Below are 20,192 nucleotides of genomic sequence, written 5' to 3'. Positions count from 1 at the left end.
TGCGGAGTGTTGAGGTGTGGCTACGGCGAAGAGCGCTTCCACTGGGACAGAGCGAGTACGAGCCTCACGTGACGGTGACCGATTCCACTACACCTGGGCTGCAGCTCGCCTGCTAGAGCTCCTGAGCCCCGCGTCCGATCTCCAGCAGGTATCGATCGAGGGACTAGGATCCGCTCCTTCGGAAGAAGAGCCAGACGGTGCTGAGGTCATAGACCTTGTTGAGTTCTATGGGCTTCCAAACGAAGGGTTCACGTCCCTAGAAGTGCGTCAATTCAAGCACTCGACCCTGCGCTCAAACGAGAATGTCACCCTTGGTGAGATCCGCAAGATCGTCAGCAAGTTCGCTCAGCTCGACGACACCTTGCGTATGCAGTACCCGCAGGCCAAGATTCGCTTCTCTATAGTCACCAACAAGCCGATTTCCTCTGACGCTGTCAGTGCAGTGCGCGATTTGGCGGAAGGTCAGCCGGCGCCCGTGGGATCGTCAGCCGCCAAGCTGATGGACGCCGCGAATCTCAGCGCCGATGATGCGGCGTCCCTATGCTCGCGGCTCGACCTCCGAGGCCGTGAGTCCGGGGTTACCGTTCTTCGACGCGGGCTTGACCGAGAAGTCGGCGGACTCACTGCTGACACCGATCTCCGCGTGTCCGCCTCTCTTGTTGACCTTGTCGCATCGAGAGCGAGCACTGAGTCTAGCGGCCCAATCCTGAAGGCAGATGTCCTCACTGCTTTTGGCTGCCGGGAGGACGAGCTTGCTCCAGCGCCGTGCCAGCTTGAAACTGCACCGTTCTTTGTACGAGACGCATATGTGGAACTCGCGGATCGGATTCTTGGAACTTCTGGTTCGATAGTCGTAACGGCCGAGGGCGGAGCTGGAAAGAGCACGTTCGCTCGGGCGCTACCGGGTCTTTTAGAAGGTCAAGCCGACGTCATCATCTATGACTGCTTCGGAAATGGGTCCTACCGCAGACCAGACCGTCCTAGGCATCGTCACCGCGATGGCCTAGTTCAGCTTGCAACTGAGATCGCAGGGTTAGGGCTAGGTCTCCCGATAGTTCACACCGGTAACCTCGCTCCCGAGGAATACACGAAAGCTTTCATTCGTCGCCTGGATGCTGCGAGCGAGATTCTCATGCAGAGTGGAAGTCGCCAGTTGGTGATAGTGGTGGACGCCGCCGATAACGCAGTGATGGCTGCTGAGGACAACGCGGATTACAGAGCCTTTGTGAGGGACTTGCTGAGGCTAGACGACGCTATTCCAACGAACGTTCACATTGTGCTGACTTGTCGACCAGAGCGTGTCCATTTCCTTGAACCTCCGGCGGGTATGGTCGCGTTCGAGTTGCCGACCTTCACACTTGAAGAGACGGCGAAGGTCGTTCTAAGTTCACATCCATCGGCGACGACCCTGGACGTTGCAGAGATTCACGATCGAACCGCGGGCAATCCGCGAGTCGTGTCGACTGTGTTGTCTGAAACGAAAACGATTCAAGTGGCTCTTGGTCGACTCGCTGGTTTTACGAGCAGCACTTCTCCGCTTGATGCTCTCATGCGAGAGCAGGTCACCAAGGCTTTCAACAATGCTGGTAGATCGCGATTAGAACTCGAACGTGCTGCGCAGCTCCTCACATTATTACGTCCAAGTGTTCCATTGGACGTGCTTGCGGAACTTGCGGGCACGCAGGCTGCTAACGTTCGCAGTTTCATATCCGACCTGGGTCGAGGCTTGATCCTGAGCGGGCAAAGCGTCCAGTTTCTCGATGAGCCGACGGAAACTTATTTCCGCACCCGGCACCGTGCAACACCTGATGTCGCGGCCCACGTCGCGTCTCAGCTTCGAACGCTCAGTGGCTCATCTGCTTACGCCGCATCTTCTCTCCCTGAGGTCCTCTGGAGCGCTAATCTCCACGACGAACTCCTGGCCCTCGTTGCCACGGACGATGCCTTGCCCTCAACGAGCGACGTCGAGCGTACGCAGGTCGAGCACTTACGCGTAGAGTTCGGTCTTCGCGCAGCTGTCCAGCTGCGACGTCCGGATTCGATCGTCCAGCTGGCTCTGCGCGCTGGAGCTGGACGCGCTGGGAAGGGCCGGCAGTTCACGATCATCAGAGACAACCCTGACCTGGCGGGTTCGCGGATGGACGCTCGGGTTCTTAATGAGCTGATTGCGTCGCGAGAGCTCCCACAGAGTTGGCCCGGGTCTACGATCGGCGCCGAGGCGGCGATGCTTGCTCATTCCTCCGGAGAGACGAGTACAGCCAGGAGCAGGTCTCGGCAAGCAGCTTCCGCCATCAGTGCCTGGGTACGCGCACCGAGAGAGCGGTACTCGCGCGACGAGAATGTCACCCCGGAACAAGTGGCACACATCGCACTTGCGATTCTACGAACCGATGGATCTGCTACGGCTGTCCAATACCTGACGCGTTGGCGCCCAGCTCGATTCGTCCTCGAATCGAGCGCAGCGCTTACGCGGATGCTCCTTTCGTGTGCCACAGAGGAGGACGTAACCGGCCTGATCGTGAGTTCCACTCATCCTGCAGTACTGCTCGGCGTCTTTGGCGAGATGCAGCACGTTGGCATGGCAGTGGGTGCTGATGTCGTCGGCGGCGCGTGGACCACAATGAAGCAATTCCGGGCTCGCCTCCTTGCCGAAGAATACGATCACCGGAAAGCCGAAGATATCGCACTCCGTGGAGCCTCGTGGCTCTGCGCACTTGCGGTACGTCACTCAGTCACCAGTGCAACGGTAGCCGCAGAGCGACTTCTCGATTGCCTTCCGGCGTCGCTGCCCACCGGTCTTGGTGACCGGCATGGCTCAGGCCGGCCAGGCGTCCTCCTAGCTGTCGCGTTGCGCGTGGAGCTCACGGGCGAGGTCCTCGATGTGGGTCATTACCGGCCCGTTGAAGTCGTGGCGAAGCGTGGAAAGTACGATCCTATAAAGTCCAACGACGAGGATCTAGATCGATATCTGCGCCCCGCCCTTAGCTGGCTTAGCGCCTGGGCAAAGTACGCTCGCGGTGACCTTAATCCGCAGGCCGCTGTTGAAGTAATCGCGAGTTATCCCGGACGCCACTCACGAGATGACACGTGGTCGATGAGCCTCCGGATTGCCCGACAGGTCTTGCCATTGCTCGGCTCTGCCTTTGAAGAAGAGTCGGTCACGGCCGCTTGCGTTCAAACGATCCAGACGATCGCTGTTGATACGCCGATTCCCGGGGCATTAGATCTGATACCGGGTCTTCATGGCGATACCCGTTTCGGATCGGCAGTTCTCGAACTTTCCAACGCGGCACGTCTTGCCCTTGCCCATACCGCCGAGCCAGCCGATAGCAAGGCCGAAACGCTTGTGCGCATTGCTCGGGGACTACACCCTTTTAGCCAGGCTGAAGCTGGAAGCTATTTCGACCAGGCTGTGAAGGCCGCCGCCGGGGTAGGCGATGACGCGATCCATCGATGGGATGCAATAGTCGCGCTGACGCGAGCGGCTGCTGGAGTAGATCTCACCGACGCGATCGCCCTCGTCGAACGCGTCGCTCGCCTGGGCGAGGCCGTGGAACCGATCCTGTATGACGGATTCAACCAACACCAGCTCGTCGCTGCACTCGCACTGGTCTCGGGCACGGAGGTTCTCCGAATTCTCGGGCAGTGGCGGGATCGTCGGTTCGGGACGCTCGACTGGCAATTCAGTGGACTAGTTGAGGGGGATGATGCCTTGTTCGCAGGACGGCCGGACCTCATGACAGTTCTGGCGCCTTTCTCAAGAAATTTCGACCTAAACACAGCGCTCCGTAGACTTGACACGTCCGGCGGCCGCAGCGCAATGGCCTTGTCCGCCGCAATCAGACTTGCGGCCCGACTTGGATACTCCCTCGATGCTGAGTTCTCGCAATCATCACTTCCTGACCCCCATCGTGCCAAGGACCCTGAGGAGTTCCGGAGCACCACCTTCGATCTCACCCCGGACGAACAAGCAGAACGCTTGGTTCAACTAGAGAAGTGTAAAGCACAGATCGCGGCACTTAACCTGGCTCAGGCAAGTGGCGTGGACGCGGCGGTTCGACTTCAGAAGGAGGCTCGTACGTCCAGCGACAGTCTCTTCGTCGCTGAAGTCTTTACGCGTCCACAGCTTCAGTGGGGTCCGATCCTGGACGCCGCGTTGACTTCGGACGCCCTCAGCCATTACGAGCTAGCCAAGCTCTTGAACGCGGCCCTTGTGCGTCCTCGAACGGCTCAGTCGTTCGTCGACTCGCTGAAGAAAGCGGTCAGCACCTACGTCGATCGACACGGTGCCCAGCTGCTTCACCACAACTGGATGTCTTTTGACCTCCCTGCGGCGGCCGACCTTTTGGGGGTGCGCACGACCGATCTCCTTCAACGCGCCCTCGACCATTTGAATCTTGAGGAAGCGTTGACCGACTCAGACCACTGTTACATGCTCGCAGCTGGAGCTGCAGCAGTGCTCGGCCCTTCCACGGCTGCGCGCGTGCTCGGCGAAGCGGTCGCCTCCTTCGAGGAAGAACTTGGTATTGACCCGAGAACAGCTACCGGGCGGACGGAAGCGGATCCAATCGAAGTCGCCGTCGCAAACTTCCTTTGGGCTGCGCTCGGCGACCCGCGCTCGGCAGTTCGTTGGCAGGCTGCCCACGCGGTGCGTACCGCCATCGAAATTGGCGTGCGCGATGTGATCGCCGCACTTGGCGCGGCAGTCCTTCGCAGTGATACAGCTGGGTATAGCGATGAAAGATTCCCTTTCTACCAGATGAGCGCTGCAGAGTGGTTTCTGGTGGCTGTCGAGCGAGTGGCACGCGACGATCCCTCTGCCATCGACGCGCTCATTCCTGCAGTGACCGAACTAAGTGATCGCTATCCAGATCACGCCGCGATTCAACGGCATTGCTCTTCAGTTGCACGACTAGCCGCCGCTCCGGCTTACCGTTCAATGGGGACAGAGTGGGAGGCCACACTCGCGAAGCCTGTGGTGCTCGAAAGCTGGCGTCGCCCCACCCGCCCCGACCCCATGATGAAGGGAGCACCGCAAGCTGAGTACCGATTCCATTCCGACTTCGACGAGTACGTCCTCGGGATGCTAACGAAAACACTTGTCGTCACACACCAAGAGGTGCTCGATGCTGCTAGCGCTCTTATCCTCGACGAATGGGGATGGCGAGGCAACGGTAAGCGCCTAGAGGACCCGAGGCGGACGGCTGCTGTATACGAGGACGGCGAAACCTACGGATACAAGTGGGAGGTACCCAAAGCCGAGGATCTCGATTACTATCTGGAACGTCATTCGGCACTGACTATCGCAGGAAGGCTCATGCGGACTGCTGCTCCGTACCGCGACCCGGATTCAGAGCAGCCGGACGTGTTGGGTTGGCTCGCCCAATTTGACATCGCACGCCACGACGGGAGATGGATTACTGATCAGCGAAGCCTGGTTCCTGGTTCATTGGCTACTGTCGGACCGCAGGGGAAAAGCGGAGTCGACGAGTCCGAGTTCCTGGCCGCCCTCAAACCCGCCGACGGCTGGGTAACAGTCTGGCAGTCAGCCTCTGTCACTGAATACGACCGATCCCTGAGCATCGACATCGCGTCAGCTCTGGTCAATCGGGAAGCCAGCGGAGCGCTTGTACGTGCCCTCCAGACTGGTGGCGGCTATTGGAGCTTCCGAATCCCATCAGCTGACCTCGATGATGAGGATTTCCAGTTCTCCTCACCACCGTTCCAGCTTCGAGGTTGGGTGTCTATGCCGCATGCTGAGGATGGTGTTGATCGGCTGGATTCCCTCGCGACTGAACTGACGTCCGAACTCCCTCGCCCTTCCGTAGAGATTGCAGAAGCCCTCAACATCACGCCGGGGGACGGCGGTGTCCGCTGGGAGAATGACGATGGCGATGTCGTTTTGACGTCTGAGAACTGGGCAGAGATCAGCGCCGGCCGTGAACCATACGGCCCATCAGGTAATCGGCTCCGGATCACGACCGGAGCGCTCGACCAGCTGCTGGGACGCCTTGATGTAGCGCTCATTGTGGAGGTACGCGTGAGGCGCAAGGATCGTCGTGCTCTCTATGCTGACGTCTCAGACAACGACGATGAGGGAGGTGACCGCGATCGTGGCAACGACTTCCGGGTCTTTTCCTACGAACCAGGGGCAGGATGGAGCGATTTCTACGGCCGTGTTGGAACTAGGAACGATGCTGGCGTCTGAGCTTGAGGTGACCGACACGCTCGGACGCTGGATGGCTCACTATATTGCGGAGCGTATGGCCCGCCTTGAACAGAAGTCTGGATCTGAAAGAGCCATTGCCGAGGCAGAGGTTGCCGACCTGATCCTTCGCCTCTGGTCGCTTCGCCGCCAGCTTCCCGGCAGTCGGTTACCCCTTGCTGAAGTGGATGAGGTGGAGGCGGCAATCGAAAGGTTGGCACCCGGACGACGACCATGGGCATACTTCGGCGCGTTCTCCGCTGACACTGAGCCAAGCATGGAGGAGACTGAGGCAAGCACCACTCTGAAAGCCGCACTGCTCGTCGATCGACTCTCCGGAGATCTCGTTCACGGGCTGATCCGCCTCGCTGCCGAAATTGCCGAGGAAGACGACGCGGTTTGGGTCAAGCAAGCGGAGAAGATCGGGGATGGGGCGCTGCGGACAGTCCGTCGCATTCAGTTTGCCGATAATGACAGCGAAGAGGCTGATGAGAGTCCGGGCTGCAACAGTGACGTTAAGAGGAGAGCAACAGCGCTGTCATCGGTGGTGTCGGCCTTGGTCGCTGCGCTTGAAGCAGAGGAATCGGAGCTTTCGGACGAGAGCCGCGGATGACCTTTCGCCCGCCGGCCTACCTTGGGGCTGGAGAGGATGTTCCTGGAAGCCTTTGGGAGCCACTCTCAGCAGTAGCTTTACATAAGGTCCATTATCGGCCCCGAATTAGGGCGGGGAAAGGCTCGGAGAAGGACGCGCCTGGGTCTTCTCGCACTTGCCAGCGCGTGACAGCTTCATCCCTGCGCAATGCCGACGTTTTGCCCTCAGCCGCTGGCGCCTGCCATCACCCTTGGCGGAGTGGTGCATCAGGGGTAGCCCACGGCGGCCATCCGGAGCCATGATGGCACCATGACTGATCCTCAACGGAAGCTGTCCGCCGCCGAGCTCGCCGAGGCGGGGCTTAGCGGCTGGCGCGTTACCGGCGAGGTCCTCGCCGCCACCTTCGGGACCCGGAATTTCTCCACCGGGCTGGAGCTCGTGAACCGAATTGGCGCCTCCGCCGAGGAGGCCAACCACCACCCCGACCTCACGCTCACCTACCGCGAGGTCGGCGTCACGCTCACGAGCCACGATGTCAGCGGGATCACCATCCGTGACATCGACCTGGCCCGCACCATCAGCGGCCACGCCGCGGACCTCGGGGTCGCCGCCGAGGAGTGAGTCCGCGCCGTCGGGCACGGCGCGAACGGATCGTCGAGGCGCTAAGCGGATACGCCAAGACCCGCGGTCGGTGTAAGCGCCATCGGGGCCGCTGACACCCCGATGCCCCTGTGCACGCGGGTGCCAAATTCTTGGAAGTCTCGGAGTCACCGTCGCCCTGCTCACTCATATGCTGTCGCTGGCCGTTCCGGCACTTCCGTGCGTGTATTTCTTCAACCTGCTGTAGCCGGAATGATGGCTACTTTGGCCTCAGCGCCTAGGCAGCCACGAATGTTGAAGATGTGACTCCTGCCTTGGGGGGCCCTACGGTAGCGCCAAGACTGCCAGTTCCGCGCCTCGGCGGACTGGCAGAATCTTCATTATCGGGAGCAGTTAAACCTGCTATCACTTGCTCGTTAGACGGCGACCGCGATGCCGTGGACAAGCCGATGCATAGCCGCACGGAGCCCCCCGTCGTAGCACACTGACATACGAAGCAATGTTTCGGCGTGTCGCACGTAACCTGTTTAGATGCCTCGTTTTGCGCTTGATATTGAGTCCGTGCCCCGCCCTGCCCGTTCGCAGGAGCTCCTGGACGCCGTGAACCACCGCGTGGTCATTGCCGACGGCGCCATGGGCACCATGCTTCAGGGCCGGGACCTGCAGCTCGAAACGGACTTCCAAAACCTCGAGGGCTGCAACGAGATCCTCAACGACACCCGCCCGGACGTCATCGCGGACATCCACGACGCCTACTTCGCCACCGGCATCGACGCCGTCGAAACCAACACCTTCGGCGCCAACTGGTCCAACCTCTCCGACTACGGCATCGATGACCGCATCGAGGAACTGGCGAGAAAAGGCGCCCGCATCGCCCGCGAACGCGCCGAGGCGGCAGAGCAGACAGACGGCCGCATGCGCTGGGTCCTCGGCTCGATGGGACCCGGCACGAAGCTTCCCAGCCTCGGCCACACCAGCTACGACTACCTCAAGCAGACCTTCGCCCTGCAGGCCGAGGGCCTGATCGACGGCGGCGCGGACGCCTTCCTCATCGAAACCAGCCAGGACCTCCTGCAGACCAAGGCCGCCGTCAACGGTTGCAAGCAGGCCATCGTCTCCCGCGGCGTCCGGCTCCCCATCTTCGTGGAGGTGACGGTGGAAACCACCGGAACCATGCTCATGGGCTCCGAAATCGGCGCCGCGCTCACTGCCCTCGAACCGCTCGGCGTGGACGCCATCGGCCTGAACTGCGCCACCGGCCCGGACGAGATGAGCGAGCACCTGCGCCACCTCTCCAAGCAGTCCTCCGTCGCCATCGCCTGCATGCCCAACGCCGGCCTGCCTGTCCTCGGCGCCAACGGCGCCCACTACCCGCTCTCACCCTCCGAACTCGCCACCGCGCACGAGCAGTTCGTGCGCGAATTCGGCCTGGGCCTGGTGGGCGGCTGCTGCGGTACGACGCCGGAGCACATGGCCGCCGTCGTCGAACGTCTTGCCCCCTTCCGCACCAAAGCCGTGGAGACCAAGGAAGACAACGCGCCGGCGAGAATCCCCGAAGAACGCGAGGCCGGCGTCGCCTCCCTCTACCAGCACGTGAACTTCGACCAGGAGTCCGCGTACCTGGCCATCGGCGAACGTACCAACGCGAACGGCTCCAAGGCCTTCCGCCAGGCCATGCTCGAGGAACGCTGGGACGACTGCGTGGATATCGCCCGCGAACAGATCCGCGTCGGCGCCCACCTGCTGGACGTCTGCGTCGACTACGTGGGCCGCGACGGCGTCGCGGACATCAAAGAGGTCGTCAGCCGCTTCGCCTCCGCCTCCACCCTCCCGCTGGTCATCGACTCCACGGAGCCGCCCGTCCTGCAGGCCGGCCTGGAACTCATCGGCGGCCGCCCCGTGGTCAACTCCGTCAACTACGAGGACGGCGACGGCCCCAACAGCCGCTTCGCCCGCATCATGCCCCTGGTCAAGGAACACGGCACCGCCGTCATCGCCCTGACCATCAACGAAGAGGGCCAGGCCCGCACCACCGAGGGCAAGGTGGCCATCGCCTCCCGCCTGGTGGACGCCCTGGTGGGCGAATGGGGCATGCGCGTCGAGGACATCATCGTCGACTGCCTCACCTTCCCCGTGGCCACCGGCCAGGAGGAAACCCGCCGGGACGGCATCGAAACCATCGAGGCCATCCGCCAGATCACCGCCAAGTACCCCGGCATCAACACCACGCTCGGCGTCTCCAACGTCTCCTTCGGCCTGAACCCCGCAGCGCGCATCGTCCTGAACTCCGTGTTCCTGCACGAGGCCGTCCAGGCCGGCCTGACCAGCGGCATCATCGACGCCGCCAAGATCGTCCCGCTCGCCTCCCTCCCGGAAGAGCAGCGCAAGGTGGCCCTGGACCTGGTCTGGGACCGCCGCGAATACGACGCCGACGGCAACGTCACGTACGACCCCCTGGCCAGCATGCTGGACCTCTTCGCCGGCGTCGACACCGCAGCGCTCAAGGACCAGCGCGCCGCCGAACTCGCGGCGCTGCCCACCGGCGCGCGCCTGGAGCGGCGCATCATCGACGGAGAAGGCAAGGGCCTCGAAGAGGACCTGGACCTGGCCCGCAGCGAGGGCATGACCCCGCTGGGCATCATCAACGACCACCTGCTCGAGGGCATGAAGGTGGTGGGCGAGCGCTTCGGCGCCGGCGAGATGCAGTTGCCGTTCGTGCTGCAGTCCGCCGAGGTGATGAAGAATGCCGTCGCCCTGCTGGAGCCGCACATGGAGAAGTCGGATTCGTCCGGCAAGGGCACCATGGTGATCGCCACCGTCCGCGGTGACGTACACGACATCGGCAAGAACCTGGTGGACATCATCCTCACCAACAACGGCTACAAGGTCATCAACATCGGCATCAAGCAGGGCATCGCCGAGATCATCGCCGCAGCCGAGCAGCACAACGCCGACGTGATCGGCATGTCCGGCCTGCTGGTGAAGTCCACCGTGGTGATGAAGGAAAACCTCGCGGAGCTGCAGTCCCGCGGCCTGGCCAAGAAATGGCCGGTCATCCTGGGCGGTGCAGCCCTCACCCGTGCCTACGTGGAGCAGGACCTGGCGGAGCAGTTCGACGGCGTGGTCCGCTACGCCAAGGACGCCTTCGAGGGCCTCTCCCTCATGGAGCCGCTGGTGCGCGTGGCCCGTGGCGAGTCGCCGGACGACGTCGGCCTGCCGCCGTTGAAGAAGCGCATCCACAAGGGCGGCGCGAAGTTCACGGTGACCGAGCCCGAGGCCATGCCCGGCCGGTCCGACGTCGCCACCGACAACCCCGTTCCCGTGCCGCCGTTCTGGGGCACCCGCATTGTCCGCGGCGTCTCGCTCCACGAGTACGCCGCGTTCCTCGACGAGCGCGCCACCTTCATGGGGCAGTGGGGCCTCAAGCCCGGCCGCGGCGAGGACGGTGCCTCCTACGAGGAACTGGTGGAACGCGAGGGCCGGCCGCGCCTGCGGTACTGGCTGGACCGCATCCTGGGCGAGGGCATGCTGGACGCGTCCGTCGCCTACGGCTACTTCCCCGTGGTCTCCGAAGGGGAGCAGGTAGTGGTGCTTCACCACGGCGAGGATCCCGACGGCGTCCTGGGCCAGGCCGGTCTGCTCGCCCCGGACGGCGGTTCAGGCGGCCCGATCGGCACCGACCGCCTGCGGTTCGACTTCCCGCGTCAGCGCCGCGACCGGCACCTGTGCCTGGCCGACTTCGTGAAGTCCCGCGAGTCCGGGCAGATCGACGTGCTGCCCGTGCAGCTGGTCACCGCCGGCTCCAAGATCGAAGAGTTCACGTCCAAGATGTTCGCGGCCAACCAGTACCGCGACTATTACGAGCTCAACGGCCTGGTCATGCAGCTCACCGAGGCGCTTGCCGAGTTCTGGCATGCCCGGATCCGGAAGGAGCTGGGCTTCGCGTCCGAGGAGCCCAAGGACACGGCAGGGTACTTCAGGCTGGACTACCGCGGTGCCCGGTTCTCGCTGGGCTACCCCGCCTGCCCGGACATGGAGGACCGCCGCAAGGTCACCGAGCTGCTGAAGCCCGAGCGGATGGGCGTGGTCCTGAGCGATGAGCTGATGCTGCACCCCGAACAGTCCACCGACGCGTTCGTGTTCCACCACCCGGAGGCGAAGTACTTCAAGGTGTGAGGTGAAGCCGGTCGTTGGCCGGGCATGGGATCGCCCTCGACCAGGTCTCGGTCGAGGGCGATCCCCGAAGTGCGGGGCGTTGCATGGTTACGAGGGCACCAGAAGGACGCCTATGGCTTGGAATTGTGCGCCTGGATCCCGCCGTGTGGAGTCTCGAAGAGCAGGTGCTCTCCCTCCAGCACTTCGCGGTCTGCCGGGGCGACGGTGGCACGCGGGCCCTTGCTGCCAGTTTCCGGAAGCGTGAAGTAGGCGATGAGGGAGAGGGCGACAATGGCGATCATGTAGTACGCGACGAACATGGGCTGTCCGGCGCCGACGAATGCAGCGGCAATCAGTGGTGCAGTGCCTCCGAAGACGGCGATCACGATCTGGTGTGCAAAGCCGATTCCGGAGACCCGGACAGAAGCCGGGAACAGCTCGGCCTGGATTGTCGGATAGACCGACTGCCAGATTCCAAGAACCACCCATCCCGACGCTGAGACCAGAACGTACACGCCGAAGCCTGGCTGGTTCAGCAGCAGAAGCAGTGGGTAGAAGAGCACGATCATGCCGATGGCACCGATGATGGGGAAGATCTTTCGTCGGCCGAGGCGGTCGGAAAGGTATCCGCAGACCGGCACGATGACCACCAGCAAGGCAAGGCCGATAACGCTTCCGGCAAGAGTGGAGGACAGGTCGCGGCCGGTGGTCAGCTTGGCATAGGTGGGAAGGAAGGTGGCCCAGGTGTAGTAGGCCACGGCCGGAGCAGACAGCGCAGCTGCCTGCAGCAGAGCCTTCGGGTGTTCGCGCAGCAGGTCCATCAGGCGCGCCGCCGCGGACTTTTGGTCGACAAGGGCAGTCGCCTCAAACTCAGGGGTCTCGTCAGAGCGAGCCCGCAGGATAAGCCCGACTACGCCAAGGACACCGCCTATGAGGAACGGGATGCGCCATCCCCAGGCGGCGAGGTCGCCGGGAGCAAAAGAGGAGGTCACGATCGCGGCGGCACCGGTCGCGGCGAGGGTCGCCAGGCCGCTTGCCATATTGGAGAACGAGCCAAACAGGCCCCTCCGGTTCGCGGGAGCGTGTTCGACCATGAAAGCGATTGCGCTCTGCTGCTCGCTGCCGGCCGAGATGCCTTGAAGAATGCGTGCAACCAGGAAAAGAACTGGCGCTGCGTACCCGATTGTCGCAAATGACGGCGTGAGACCGATGATCAAGGCGCCGAGCGCCATTCCGGAGATGGAGAGCGTCAGGACGAGCCTGCGGCCGAAACGGTCGGCCAGTGGTGAAATGATGATTCCGCTGAGCGGGCGGACGACAAACCCGATTGCGTAGGTCAGCAGTGCTGCGACCAGGGACGCAAACGGGGAGTCGCCGGGGAAAATCTGCGATGAGAATACTGCTGCCAGCAGCCCGTAGATGTACCAGTCGTACCACTCCACGAAGTGGCCGATCGTGCCTGCCACCATGTTGACGGAGCGCCTGCGTGGCTCCGGCACTTCCGGAAATCCCGAAGGGCCCGAGCTGTCGAGCGCATCTTTTGAGGTCTTCATTGAACTCTCCATACTTCCACGTTTGCTGAGGAGGGGTTAGGGGTTGAGCCGGGGCGGTCAATGCTCCGGCTGCAGCTGCCGTTACCGCCTTGGCGGATCAGCAAAACCAATAAGATCGGTTGCTGAGATCGGTTGCTGAGATCGGTTGCAATCAGATTACGGACGACAGAACAGACTTGTCAACGTTTTTTGTGAGCCTCGTCGCAGATTCTGGTGTCGCCCCTCTAGGAGGGGCAACCGCTTTGCGGCAGTGGGTGCAGCGGTGGGGCCATTACCCCTCTGCCGGAAGGGGTGTCTCGTTGTTGAAGTCCAGGTACTGCACGCCGGACCAGGCGCATTCCAGGTCTCCGTAGACCGACCAATACTCATTCCAGTGGGTGAGCTTCCATTGGTCCCGTTCCAGGCCGCGGAGGGTGAGCCGTTCGCGTAGAAGGTCCTGCGGGACCCTCACCCGGACCACCGTGGTTTGGGAAGGTGGCCAATCGAACTTCTTCGCAGCGTTGGTCAGAAAATCCGGGTCTTCGAAGTAGGCCCCGAAGGGGGCGTCGAGCACGACGGACCGGCCCAGGCGCAGGTTAGCCCCGGCCACGTCCATGAGGGTCTCGTACTCGAGGGGAAGCAGGTTTTCGCGGTAGTACTCGTTGGACTCCCGGTCGGTGGGGTCGTGTCCGGTTGCCTTCAGTGCGAACTCGACAAAGCGTCCGCATACCCGGTCCTTGTCCAGGTAGGCCGCGTTGTTTTCTCTTGCTGTTTTCTGTGCGACCGTTGTTTTCCCCGAGCCGGCCGGTCCGATCACGACAAAGACGCTAGGGGTCGTCATCGGCGGGCCTCTGCCACTGCTGACAGGAACTCCTTGGCGGCTTTGGTGACGCGGTTGAAGTCGCCGTCGGGCTGCCATGCTTTGGTGACGTAACTGCCGACGCCGACGCCGGCTACGCCCGCGGCGAACCATTCGCCTACGTTCTCCAGGGTGACGCCGCCGGCCGGCATGATCGGCAGGTGGGCGAGTGGAGCGAGAACGGATTTTGCGTAGGGGATACCGCCGGCTTCGGTGGGGAAGAGCTTGAGGATGTCAGCGCCTGCCTCGGCGGAGTTAACAAGCTCGGTCGGCGTGTAGGCTCCGCTAACGGTGGGCACCTGGTACCGGTTTGCTGTCCGGATCATCGCCGGGTTGAGCTGGGGACTGACCAGGAATTCAGCCCCGGCCCGGATGCACTCATAGGCTGCGTGCTCGTCCAGCACCGTTCCGGCGCCGATCGCGACTCCATTGGCAGCATGTTTGGCGGCGAGGCGGCGGATTACCTCGACGGCGCCTGGGATCGAAAGTGTGATTTCAAGGGCGCGGAAGCCTCCGGCGATGGCAGCTTCGGCAACACGTTCTGCGACGTCGGCGTTCTCGAGACGGACGATGAGGACGGCGCCTGATTCGTCGATGGTCTGCAGGGTGCGGAGTTTCTTGTACATGGTGGCCTTTCTTGGGGCCGAGGCTTGGGATGATCCTTTGTTGCCTGGGCCACTGTTGAAGTGTCGTTGACAAACTTTCCCACCATCCATACTGTTATTGCAACCGATCTCAGCAACCGATCTCATGCTGAGTGGACAGCAAGACCCATACCTAGCAAAGGAGCTGTGAGGGTGAGCAAAACACGCACGATCATTCTTGGTGCTTCACACTGGCACGTTCCGTTGTATGCCCGGGCAATCGGCGAAGAACACCAGGTCGTCGGCATCAGTGACGAGGACGTGTCACTCGTTCAGGGACTGGCAAAGACTTGGGCCGCTCCCGTTGAGGCGGACTGGCGGAGCCTGCTCGATCTGCCCGGGGTGGGGCTCGCCTATGTTTTCGGCCCGCACGATGGAATGGCCGAAAAGTGTCTTGCCCTGATCGAGCGTGGCATCCCCATTGTGGTGGAGAAGCCGCTGGGAACGTCCTTGACGGAACTTTCGCAGGTGCGCAAGGCGGCTGAGGCAGCCGGCGTCCCGGTCACCGTCCCGCTGGTCCAGCGGGGTGGTCCGACGGACCGTTGGCTGGCCAAGGCTGGCCGGCCTACGTACCAGAGGATCTCCTTTATTGCCGGTCCGCCTTCGCGTTACCTGGCTAACGGCAACCCTTGGATGCTGGACCCTTCCACCGCCGGGGGAGGGTGCCTGGCAAACCTGGGACCGCATTTCGTGGACCTGTTCCTGCAGGCCTGTGACGAGTCAGCGGCGAGTGTCGAGTCGCGGCTGTCGGCGGCGCTGCATGGCGGGGCTGTTGAGGACCATGCCAGTCTCATCATCACCACCCCGAGCGGGTGTGAAGCCATTGTGGAGGTGGGGTACGCCTTCCCGGGTTCGCCGTTGAAGCGGTACTGCAGCTACACGTCGGCGGGCGGGGCAGGATTCGCCTCCGTCAACTCGGATGGTTCTGCCACGTTCACCGCGTTGGACGGGACAACGGAGTCTGCCGTGATCGACGTGGACAGTGACCCTCTCTATGATCCGTTCGTGCGCCGTGTCGCCCAGACACTGGAAGATGGATTCAAGGGGCTGCCAACATTGGCCCAGCTCGAAGATGTGATGCGCCCGATCTGGCAGGCGTATGACGACCAGCGCGGAGGAAAAGAAGATGGCTGACCTAAGTATTGACGTTGTCGCGAAGGCGGCCGGTGTCCACCGCTCAACGGTTTCCCGGGCATTCTCCCGGCCGGAAGCGGTGAAGAGCGAAACCCGCGAGCACATCCTCCGGGTTGCCGAGGGCCTTGGCTACACAATGAGTCCACTCGCCCAGGCACTCCGCCGAAAGACCAGCACCTTCATCCCGCTGATCGTCCCTGACATCACCAACCCGTTCTTTGCAGAACTGGCCAAGACGATGACGCAGGCGGCGGATGAGCGCGGCTACCAGCTGCTGCTCTGCGTCACCAATGGGGACCCCGCTAAAACTGAGGGATACTTCGTCGCCATGCAGGCCATGTATGCCCCCTTTGGTATCGTCGCGCCCTCCACGAAGGTCGATACCGAGGCGTTGAAGCGCTTCGATTTCGGCCACAAGGTGGTGGTGATCGACCGGGTGGAAGGCGATGATACGGTTCCCACTGTCACCGTCGACAGCCGCCGCGGAATTAAGCTTGCGCTGGACCACCTGCACTCACTGGGGCACACTTCCATTGGCTATGTTTCCGGCATCGCCGGTACGCACACCGCCCAGGACCGGATGGACGCGTATCTGGAGCTGTCCGCCGAGAGCGGCAGTGCACCTGTTGTGCTGGACAGCGGGTCGGATCTGGATGCGGGTACGCGTGGGGCAGAGCATTTCCTAGAGATGGAGAATCCGCCGACGGCCATCATCGCCGCGAATGACATGGTGGCCTTTGCGGTCATCTCGGCCCTAGGTAGAAGCGGCGTGCGTGTACCGGAGGACGTGTCGGTCATCGGTTTCGACGGTCTGGCTTTGGGGGCCCGGTTCAACCCGGCCCTGACCACCATCCGGCAGCCTATCTCCGACATGGGACACCTCGCCATCGAACTGGCCGAGAAGCAGAACGCGGACGGTTCCGTGGACCACATCGTGCTCGAACCTGAGCTTCTTGTCCGTGCCTCCACTGCAGGACCGCGCAAATGACCGCGCAAAGGTACGATGCCACAGCAGGCTCACTGCGGCGTTTGCCGGGGCTCCAGCATGCGGACCACATCGGCCTGACCGTTCCCAACCTCGAGGAGGGCGTCCGGTTCTTCGTCGACGTGCTCGGGGCCGAGGAACTGTACCGCTCCGAACGTGGGCCTGACGAAGAATTCATGCCCACAAACTTCGACGTCCCGGCCGATGCGAAACTCACGCTCGCCATGCTTCGCCTGCCCCCGAATCTGAACATTGAGCTGTTCGAATGGAGCAGCGCCGAGCGGCGCGAGACCCCGCCACGGCATTGCGACTCGGGCGGACACCACCTGTGCTTTGTCGTGGACGACGTTGACGAAGCGATCGCCGTACTGCAGGAAACCCCGGGAGTCCGCGTGCTCGGGGAGCGCAAAGAAGTCGCCGGCGACAGCCCGCGCGTGGCCGGCAACCGCTGGACCTACTTCATCACCCCTTGGGGCCTGCTGATGGAGATCGTCGACCGATCCCGGGTCGCGTCCCCACCCAGGCTCGTCGGTCCAGCGGACTGGACGGCAACACAACACACTTCCAGGAAGGACAATCAACAATGAGGTTTGCAGGTCACACACTAGGCACTCCGCACCATACGGTCCCCCAAGCGCTAAAGCTCTTCCGGGACGCAGGGCTTGATGCCGCGGAAGTCATCTACCAAAACGGCTACACCTCAGGGTTGCCGCTGGGGGACCGCCGCGCCGCCATGGAGGCACTGACGGCGGCAGACGGCGAGGGCCTTCCGATCCTTGGCCTCACGCCCTACACCACGGCCATCAACTCCCTTGACGAGAGTCAGTGGCGCGGGGGAGTTGACGAATTCCGCGGCGCAATTGAGACCGCCCACCTGCTTGGCGCCGACCGGGTGCGTGTATACGCGGGAGCGTGGCATCCCGGTGACACCGATCGTGACCGGCGATGGGCGAAACTGCGGGAGGCCCTGCAGACCCTGGCACCCGAGGCTGAACAGGCCGGCGTGCGGCTGTGTGTGGAGAACCACTTCGGCACCATGACCCAGACCGCGGCAGAAACCGCTGCGCTCGTCCGGGAGGTTGCCCACCCGGCCGTTCGTGTTCTTTACGACCAGGCCAACCTCACCTTCACCCATGACGAGACGTTCGAGGAAGCCTTTGCCGTCCAGGGCGACCTGATCGGTCACGTGCACGTGAAGGACCTCGTGTTCACCGATCCGAACGCAGCTTTCCGTGCCACGGAAACAGCGCGCGTCGACGCGTCCGAGCGCGCCGTCCGATCAAGGGTCATCGGTACCGGTGTTCTTCCCTGGCCCCAGATCCTCGCTGCGCTGCTGCGCCACGGCTACGATGACCTGCTGAGTATCGAGTATGAGTACCGCTGGCACCCGCAAGACCTCCCCACCCCTGAGGACGGATTCCGGGAATCCGTGACCGCACTGCGCGGAATGCTCACTGATCTGGCTGAAATGGAGAACGCCCGATGACCGGGCAGCGCCTCCGCGTCGGCGTCATCGGCGCAGGCAATATCGCCACCATCGCCCAACTACCCACACTCGTCCAGCGCGATGATGTGGAGCTGGCAGCCCTGGTATCCCGCCGCGAGGACCCGGGCAACCTGGTTCGGCGCTGGGGATTCGGCGCCGCCTACCGGTCAGTGGAGGACATGCTGGACGCGCAGGACCTGGATGCCGTCTTCGTCCTCACACCCCGATCCGAACACGCGCACGCGGTCCAGTTGTGCCTCAACAACGACGTCGATGTGTTCTGCGAAAAACCTCTTGCCCCGGCAACCGAGGAAGCAGAACGTTTGGCGGACCTGGCCGACGAGCGCGGCCGCATCCTCATGGTGGATTTCAACCGCCGCTACGCACCCGTCTATGCCGCCGGCCGTGAGCTGTTCGGCGCAAAAGGCGCTACCTTCTGCGTCGCGCAGAAGAACCGCCCCGGATCCGAATACCGTGCAACGTTCGAGAACGCCATTCACATGGTTGACCTGCTCCGCTGGTATTGCGGCGGCGATCCCGTGGACGTTGCCGCACACGCAGCCGGTGACGACCCCTGGGAAGAAGACGGCGTCGCAGCCATGATCCGCTTCAGCACCGGCAACACTGGAGTGCTGATGGCTGCCCGGACAGCAGGTGCCTGGAATGAGAAACTCGACGCCTACGGCGATGGCAAGACCGTGGAAGTCAGGGCGCCGGAGACCGTGTCGACCACCGTCAAGGGAGTCACAACCTCACGGGAGCTCAGCTCTGAGGCGTATGGCTGGGCAACGGCGACCGACACACTCGGATTCTCCGCCGCCGTCCACCACTTCCTGGACCGGGTGGCCGACAGGGAACAGCCACTGACCTCCGGTCGCGAAGCCGTCCATACCCAGCGGCTGCTTGACCAGGTCCTCGCCGCCTCCGGACTGCCCACACAAGAACAAGAAGGCCGGCAATGGGCAAGCCACGCCGTTAGCGGCAACAGCTAGGCAGCACGGGCAGGTGCACCACCCTGGTCCGCGCCCGGAGTGACGGCTCACCCCCATAGAACCTCAAGTAAGGAGCTGGAAAGATGAAACGAGCAGCCCACCAGCCAGCCGCAGGGCAGCAACAGATAAGCGGAGAAATCAGATGAGCCTCAAAGACCAAGTCGTTCTGGTGACCGGATCAAGCGGCGGAATCGGTAATGCAGTCGTCGAGGCACTCACAGCCGAAGGGGCACTCGTCATAGGTGCCGACCGCGGCCCGAAGGATGGCCAGGAACTGGCCGGCTTCTTCCCGCTGGACATCACCTCCGAAGAACAATGCGCCACAGTCGTCCGTGATGTCACAACCACGCACGGGCGCATCGACGCTCTCGTCCACGCAGCTGGAGTCCTGGGTGCCACGCCGGACATCATGAAAACAACGACCGAAGAATTCGACTCCATCATGCGGATCAACGGTTCCGGAACCTTCACGATGGTCCGCGAAACCGCACAATCAATGATTGGGACCGGCACTGCCGGCGCCATCGTGATCCTGTCCTCCGTTGCAGCCAAAGAAGCCCGCCTCAACTACTTGCCCTACAACGCAAGCAAACTCGCAGTACTCCACATCATGTGGTCCTTCGCCGAGCTGCTCGGCCCCAACGGCATCTCGGTCAACGCCATCGCGCCCGGCCCGGTAAACACTCCCATGTGGGCGCAATTCGCCAAAGACTCTGGCCCTGATGCAGCCGCAAACCGCGCCAAGCGCGCCGCCCAGCTTCCAATGCGCCGGTTCGCCGAACCAGAGGAAGTCGCCCGCGCCATCCTTTTCCTTGCCGACCCGGACAACCGCTACATCACGGGCGTATCCCTCGATGTGGCAGGCGGAGCCCACCTGGGAATAGGAACCTGATCCGGGGCTTAGGGCTTAGGGCTGGTGCCGGATGGCCTGTGCAGTCACTGGCATGGGACAGCTCTTCATGCCTCTCATGATCGAAGAGCTTGTAGTGATGAGATCAGGGTCACAGG

At 62.7% G+C, this 20,192-nt stretch carries 13 protein-coding genes; 10 read left to right on the top strand and 3 right to left on the bottom strand.

Annotation, left to right across the window (positions count from 1 at the left end; genetic code table 11):
- Positions 1–262 precede the first annotated feature (262 nt).
- From ASG79_RS14120 to metH, 4 genes are all read left to right on the top strand, one after another.
- Positions 263–6,208: an ATP-binding protein gene (locus ASG79_RS14120; RefSeq protein WP_200953175.1), complete on the top strand. Its 5,946-nt coding sequence runs from the start codon at positions 263–265 to the stop codon at positions 6,206–6,208.
- On the top strand, positions 6,195–6,818 hold the full coding sequence (locus ASG79_RS14115; RefSeq protein WP_200953174.1) for a hypothetical protein: 624 nt from the start codon (positions 6,195–6,197) through the stop codon (positions 6,816–6,818). Before ASG79_RS14120 ends, ASG79_RS14115 begins: the two co-directional genes overlap by 14 nt.
- 288 nt (positions 6,819–7,106) lie before the next feature.
- Positions 7,107–7,418, top strand: coding sequence for a 4a-hydroxytetrahydrobiopterin dehydratase (locus ASG79_RS14110; RefSeq protein WP_056391981.1), 312 nt, complete (start codon positions 7,107–7,109; stop codon positions 7,416–7,418).
- Between the two features lie 510 nt (positions 7,419–7,928).
- Positions 7,929–11,573, top strand: coding sequence for a methionine synthase (gene metH, locus ASG79_RS14105; protein WP_056391979.1), 3,645 nt, complete (start codon positions 7,929–7,931; stop codon positions 11,571–11,573).
- Positions 11,574–11,683: 110 nt separating this feature from the next.
- Here the strand turns inward: metH and ASG79_RS14100 are convergent, their stop codons facing one another.
- From ASG79_RS14100 to ASG79_RS14090, 3 genes are all read right to left on the bottom strand, one after another.
- A complete protein-coding gene (locus tag ASG79_RS14100; RefSeq protein ID WP_056391977.1) occupies positions 11,684–13,105 on the bottom strand; it encodes an MFS transporter in 1,422 nt (473 codons plus the stop codon).
- 271 nt (positions 13,106–13,376) lie between these two features.
- Positions 13,377–13,925 (bottom strand): AAA family ATPase, encoded by a 549-nt coding sequence (locus ASG79_RS14095; protein ID WP_056391975.1) that lies wholly within the window; start codon positions 13,923–13,925, stop codon positions 13,377–13,379.
- Positions 13,922–14,569: a bifunctional 4-hydroxy-2-oxoglutarate aldolase/2-dehydro-3-deoxy-phosphogluconate aldolase gene (locus tag ASG79_RS14090; RefSeq protein ID WP_018769934.1), complete on the bottom strand. Its 648-nt coding sequence runs from the start codon at positions 14,567–14,569 to the stop codon at positions 13,922–13,924. The genes ASG79_RS14095 and ASG79_RS14090 overlap by 4 nt, the downstream gene beginning before the upstream one ends.
- Before the next feature lie 171 nt (positions 14,570–14,740).
- Between ASG79_RS14090 and ASG79_RS14085 the strand changes: the two genes are divergently transcribed.
- From ASG79_RS14085 to ASG79_RS14060, 6 genes are all read left to right on the top strand, one after another.
- Positions 14,741–15,721 carry a Gfo/Idh/MocA family protein gene (locus ASG79_RS14085; protein ID WP_056391973.1) on the top strand — a complete coding sequence of 327 codons (981 nt, stop codon included), beginning with the start codon at positions 14,741–14,743 and terminating at the stop codon, positions 15,719–15,721.
- Entirely contained in the window at positions 15,714–16,709 is a 996-nt protein-coding gene (locus tag ASG79_RS14080; protein ID WP_018769936.1) for a LacI family DNA-binding transcriptional regulator, read from the top strand. Before ASG79_RS14085 ends, ASG79_RS14080 begins: the two co-directional genes overlap by 8 nt.
- A complete protein-coding gene (locus ASG79_RS14075) occupies positions 16,706–17,293 on the top strand; it encodes a VOC family protein (RefSeq protein WP_056391971.1) in 588 nt (195 codons plus the stop codon). Before ASG79_RS14080 ends, ASG79_RS14075 begins: the two co-directional genes overlap by 4 nt.
- Positions 17,290–18,192, top strand: a complete 903-nt coding sequence (locus tag ASG79_RS14070) for a sugar phosphate isomerase/epimerase family protein (RefSeq protein ID WP_056391970.1) — start codon at positions 17,290–17,292, stop codon at positions 18,190–18,192. The genes ASG79_RS14075 and ASG79_RS14070 overlap by 4 nt, the downstream gene beginning before the upstream one ends.
- Positions 18,189–19,184 carry a Gfo/Idh/MocA family protein gene (locus ASG79_RS14065; RefSeq protein WP_056391968.1) on the top strand — a complete coding sequence of 332 codons (996 nt, stop codon included), beginning with the start codon at positions 18,189–18,191 and terminating at the stop codon, positions 19,182–19,184. The genes ASG79_RS14070 and ASG79_RS14065 overlap by 4 nt, the downstream gene beginning before the upstream one ends.
- A gap of 142 nt (positions 19,185–19,326) precedes the next feature.
- Positions 19,327–20,076 (top strand): SDR family NAD(P)-dependent oxidoreductase, encoded by a 750-nt coding sequence (locus tag ASG79_RS14060; RefSeq protein WP_056391966.1) that lies wholly within the window; start codon positions 19,327–19,329, stop codon positions 20,074–20,076.
- Positions 20,077–20,192: the final 116 nt, after the last annotated feature.

The organism is Arthrobacter sp. Soil761 (assembly GCF_001428325.1).
Classification (GTDB): domain Bacteria; phylum Actinomycetota; class Actinomycetes; order Actinomycetales; family Micrococcaceae; genus Arthrobacter.
Note: the sequence above shows the minus strand (reverse complement) of the source record. Positions and strands in the feature narration are given on the sequence as shown.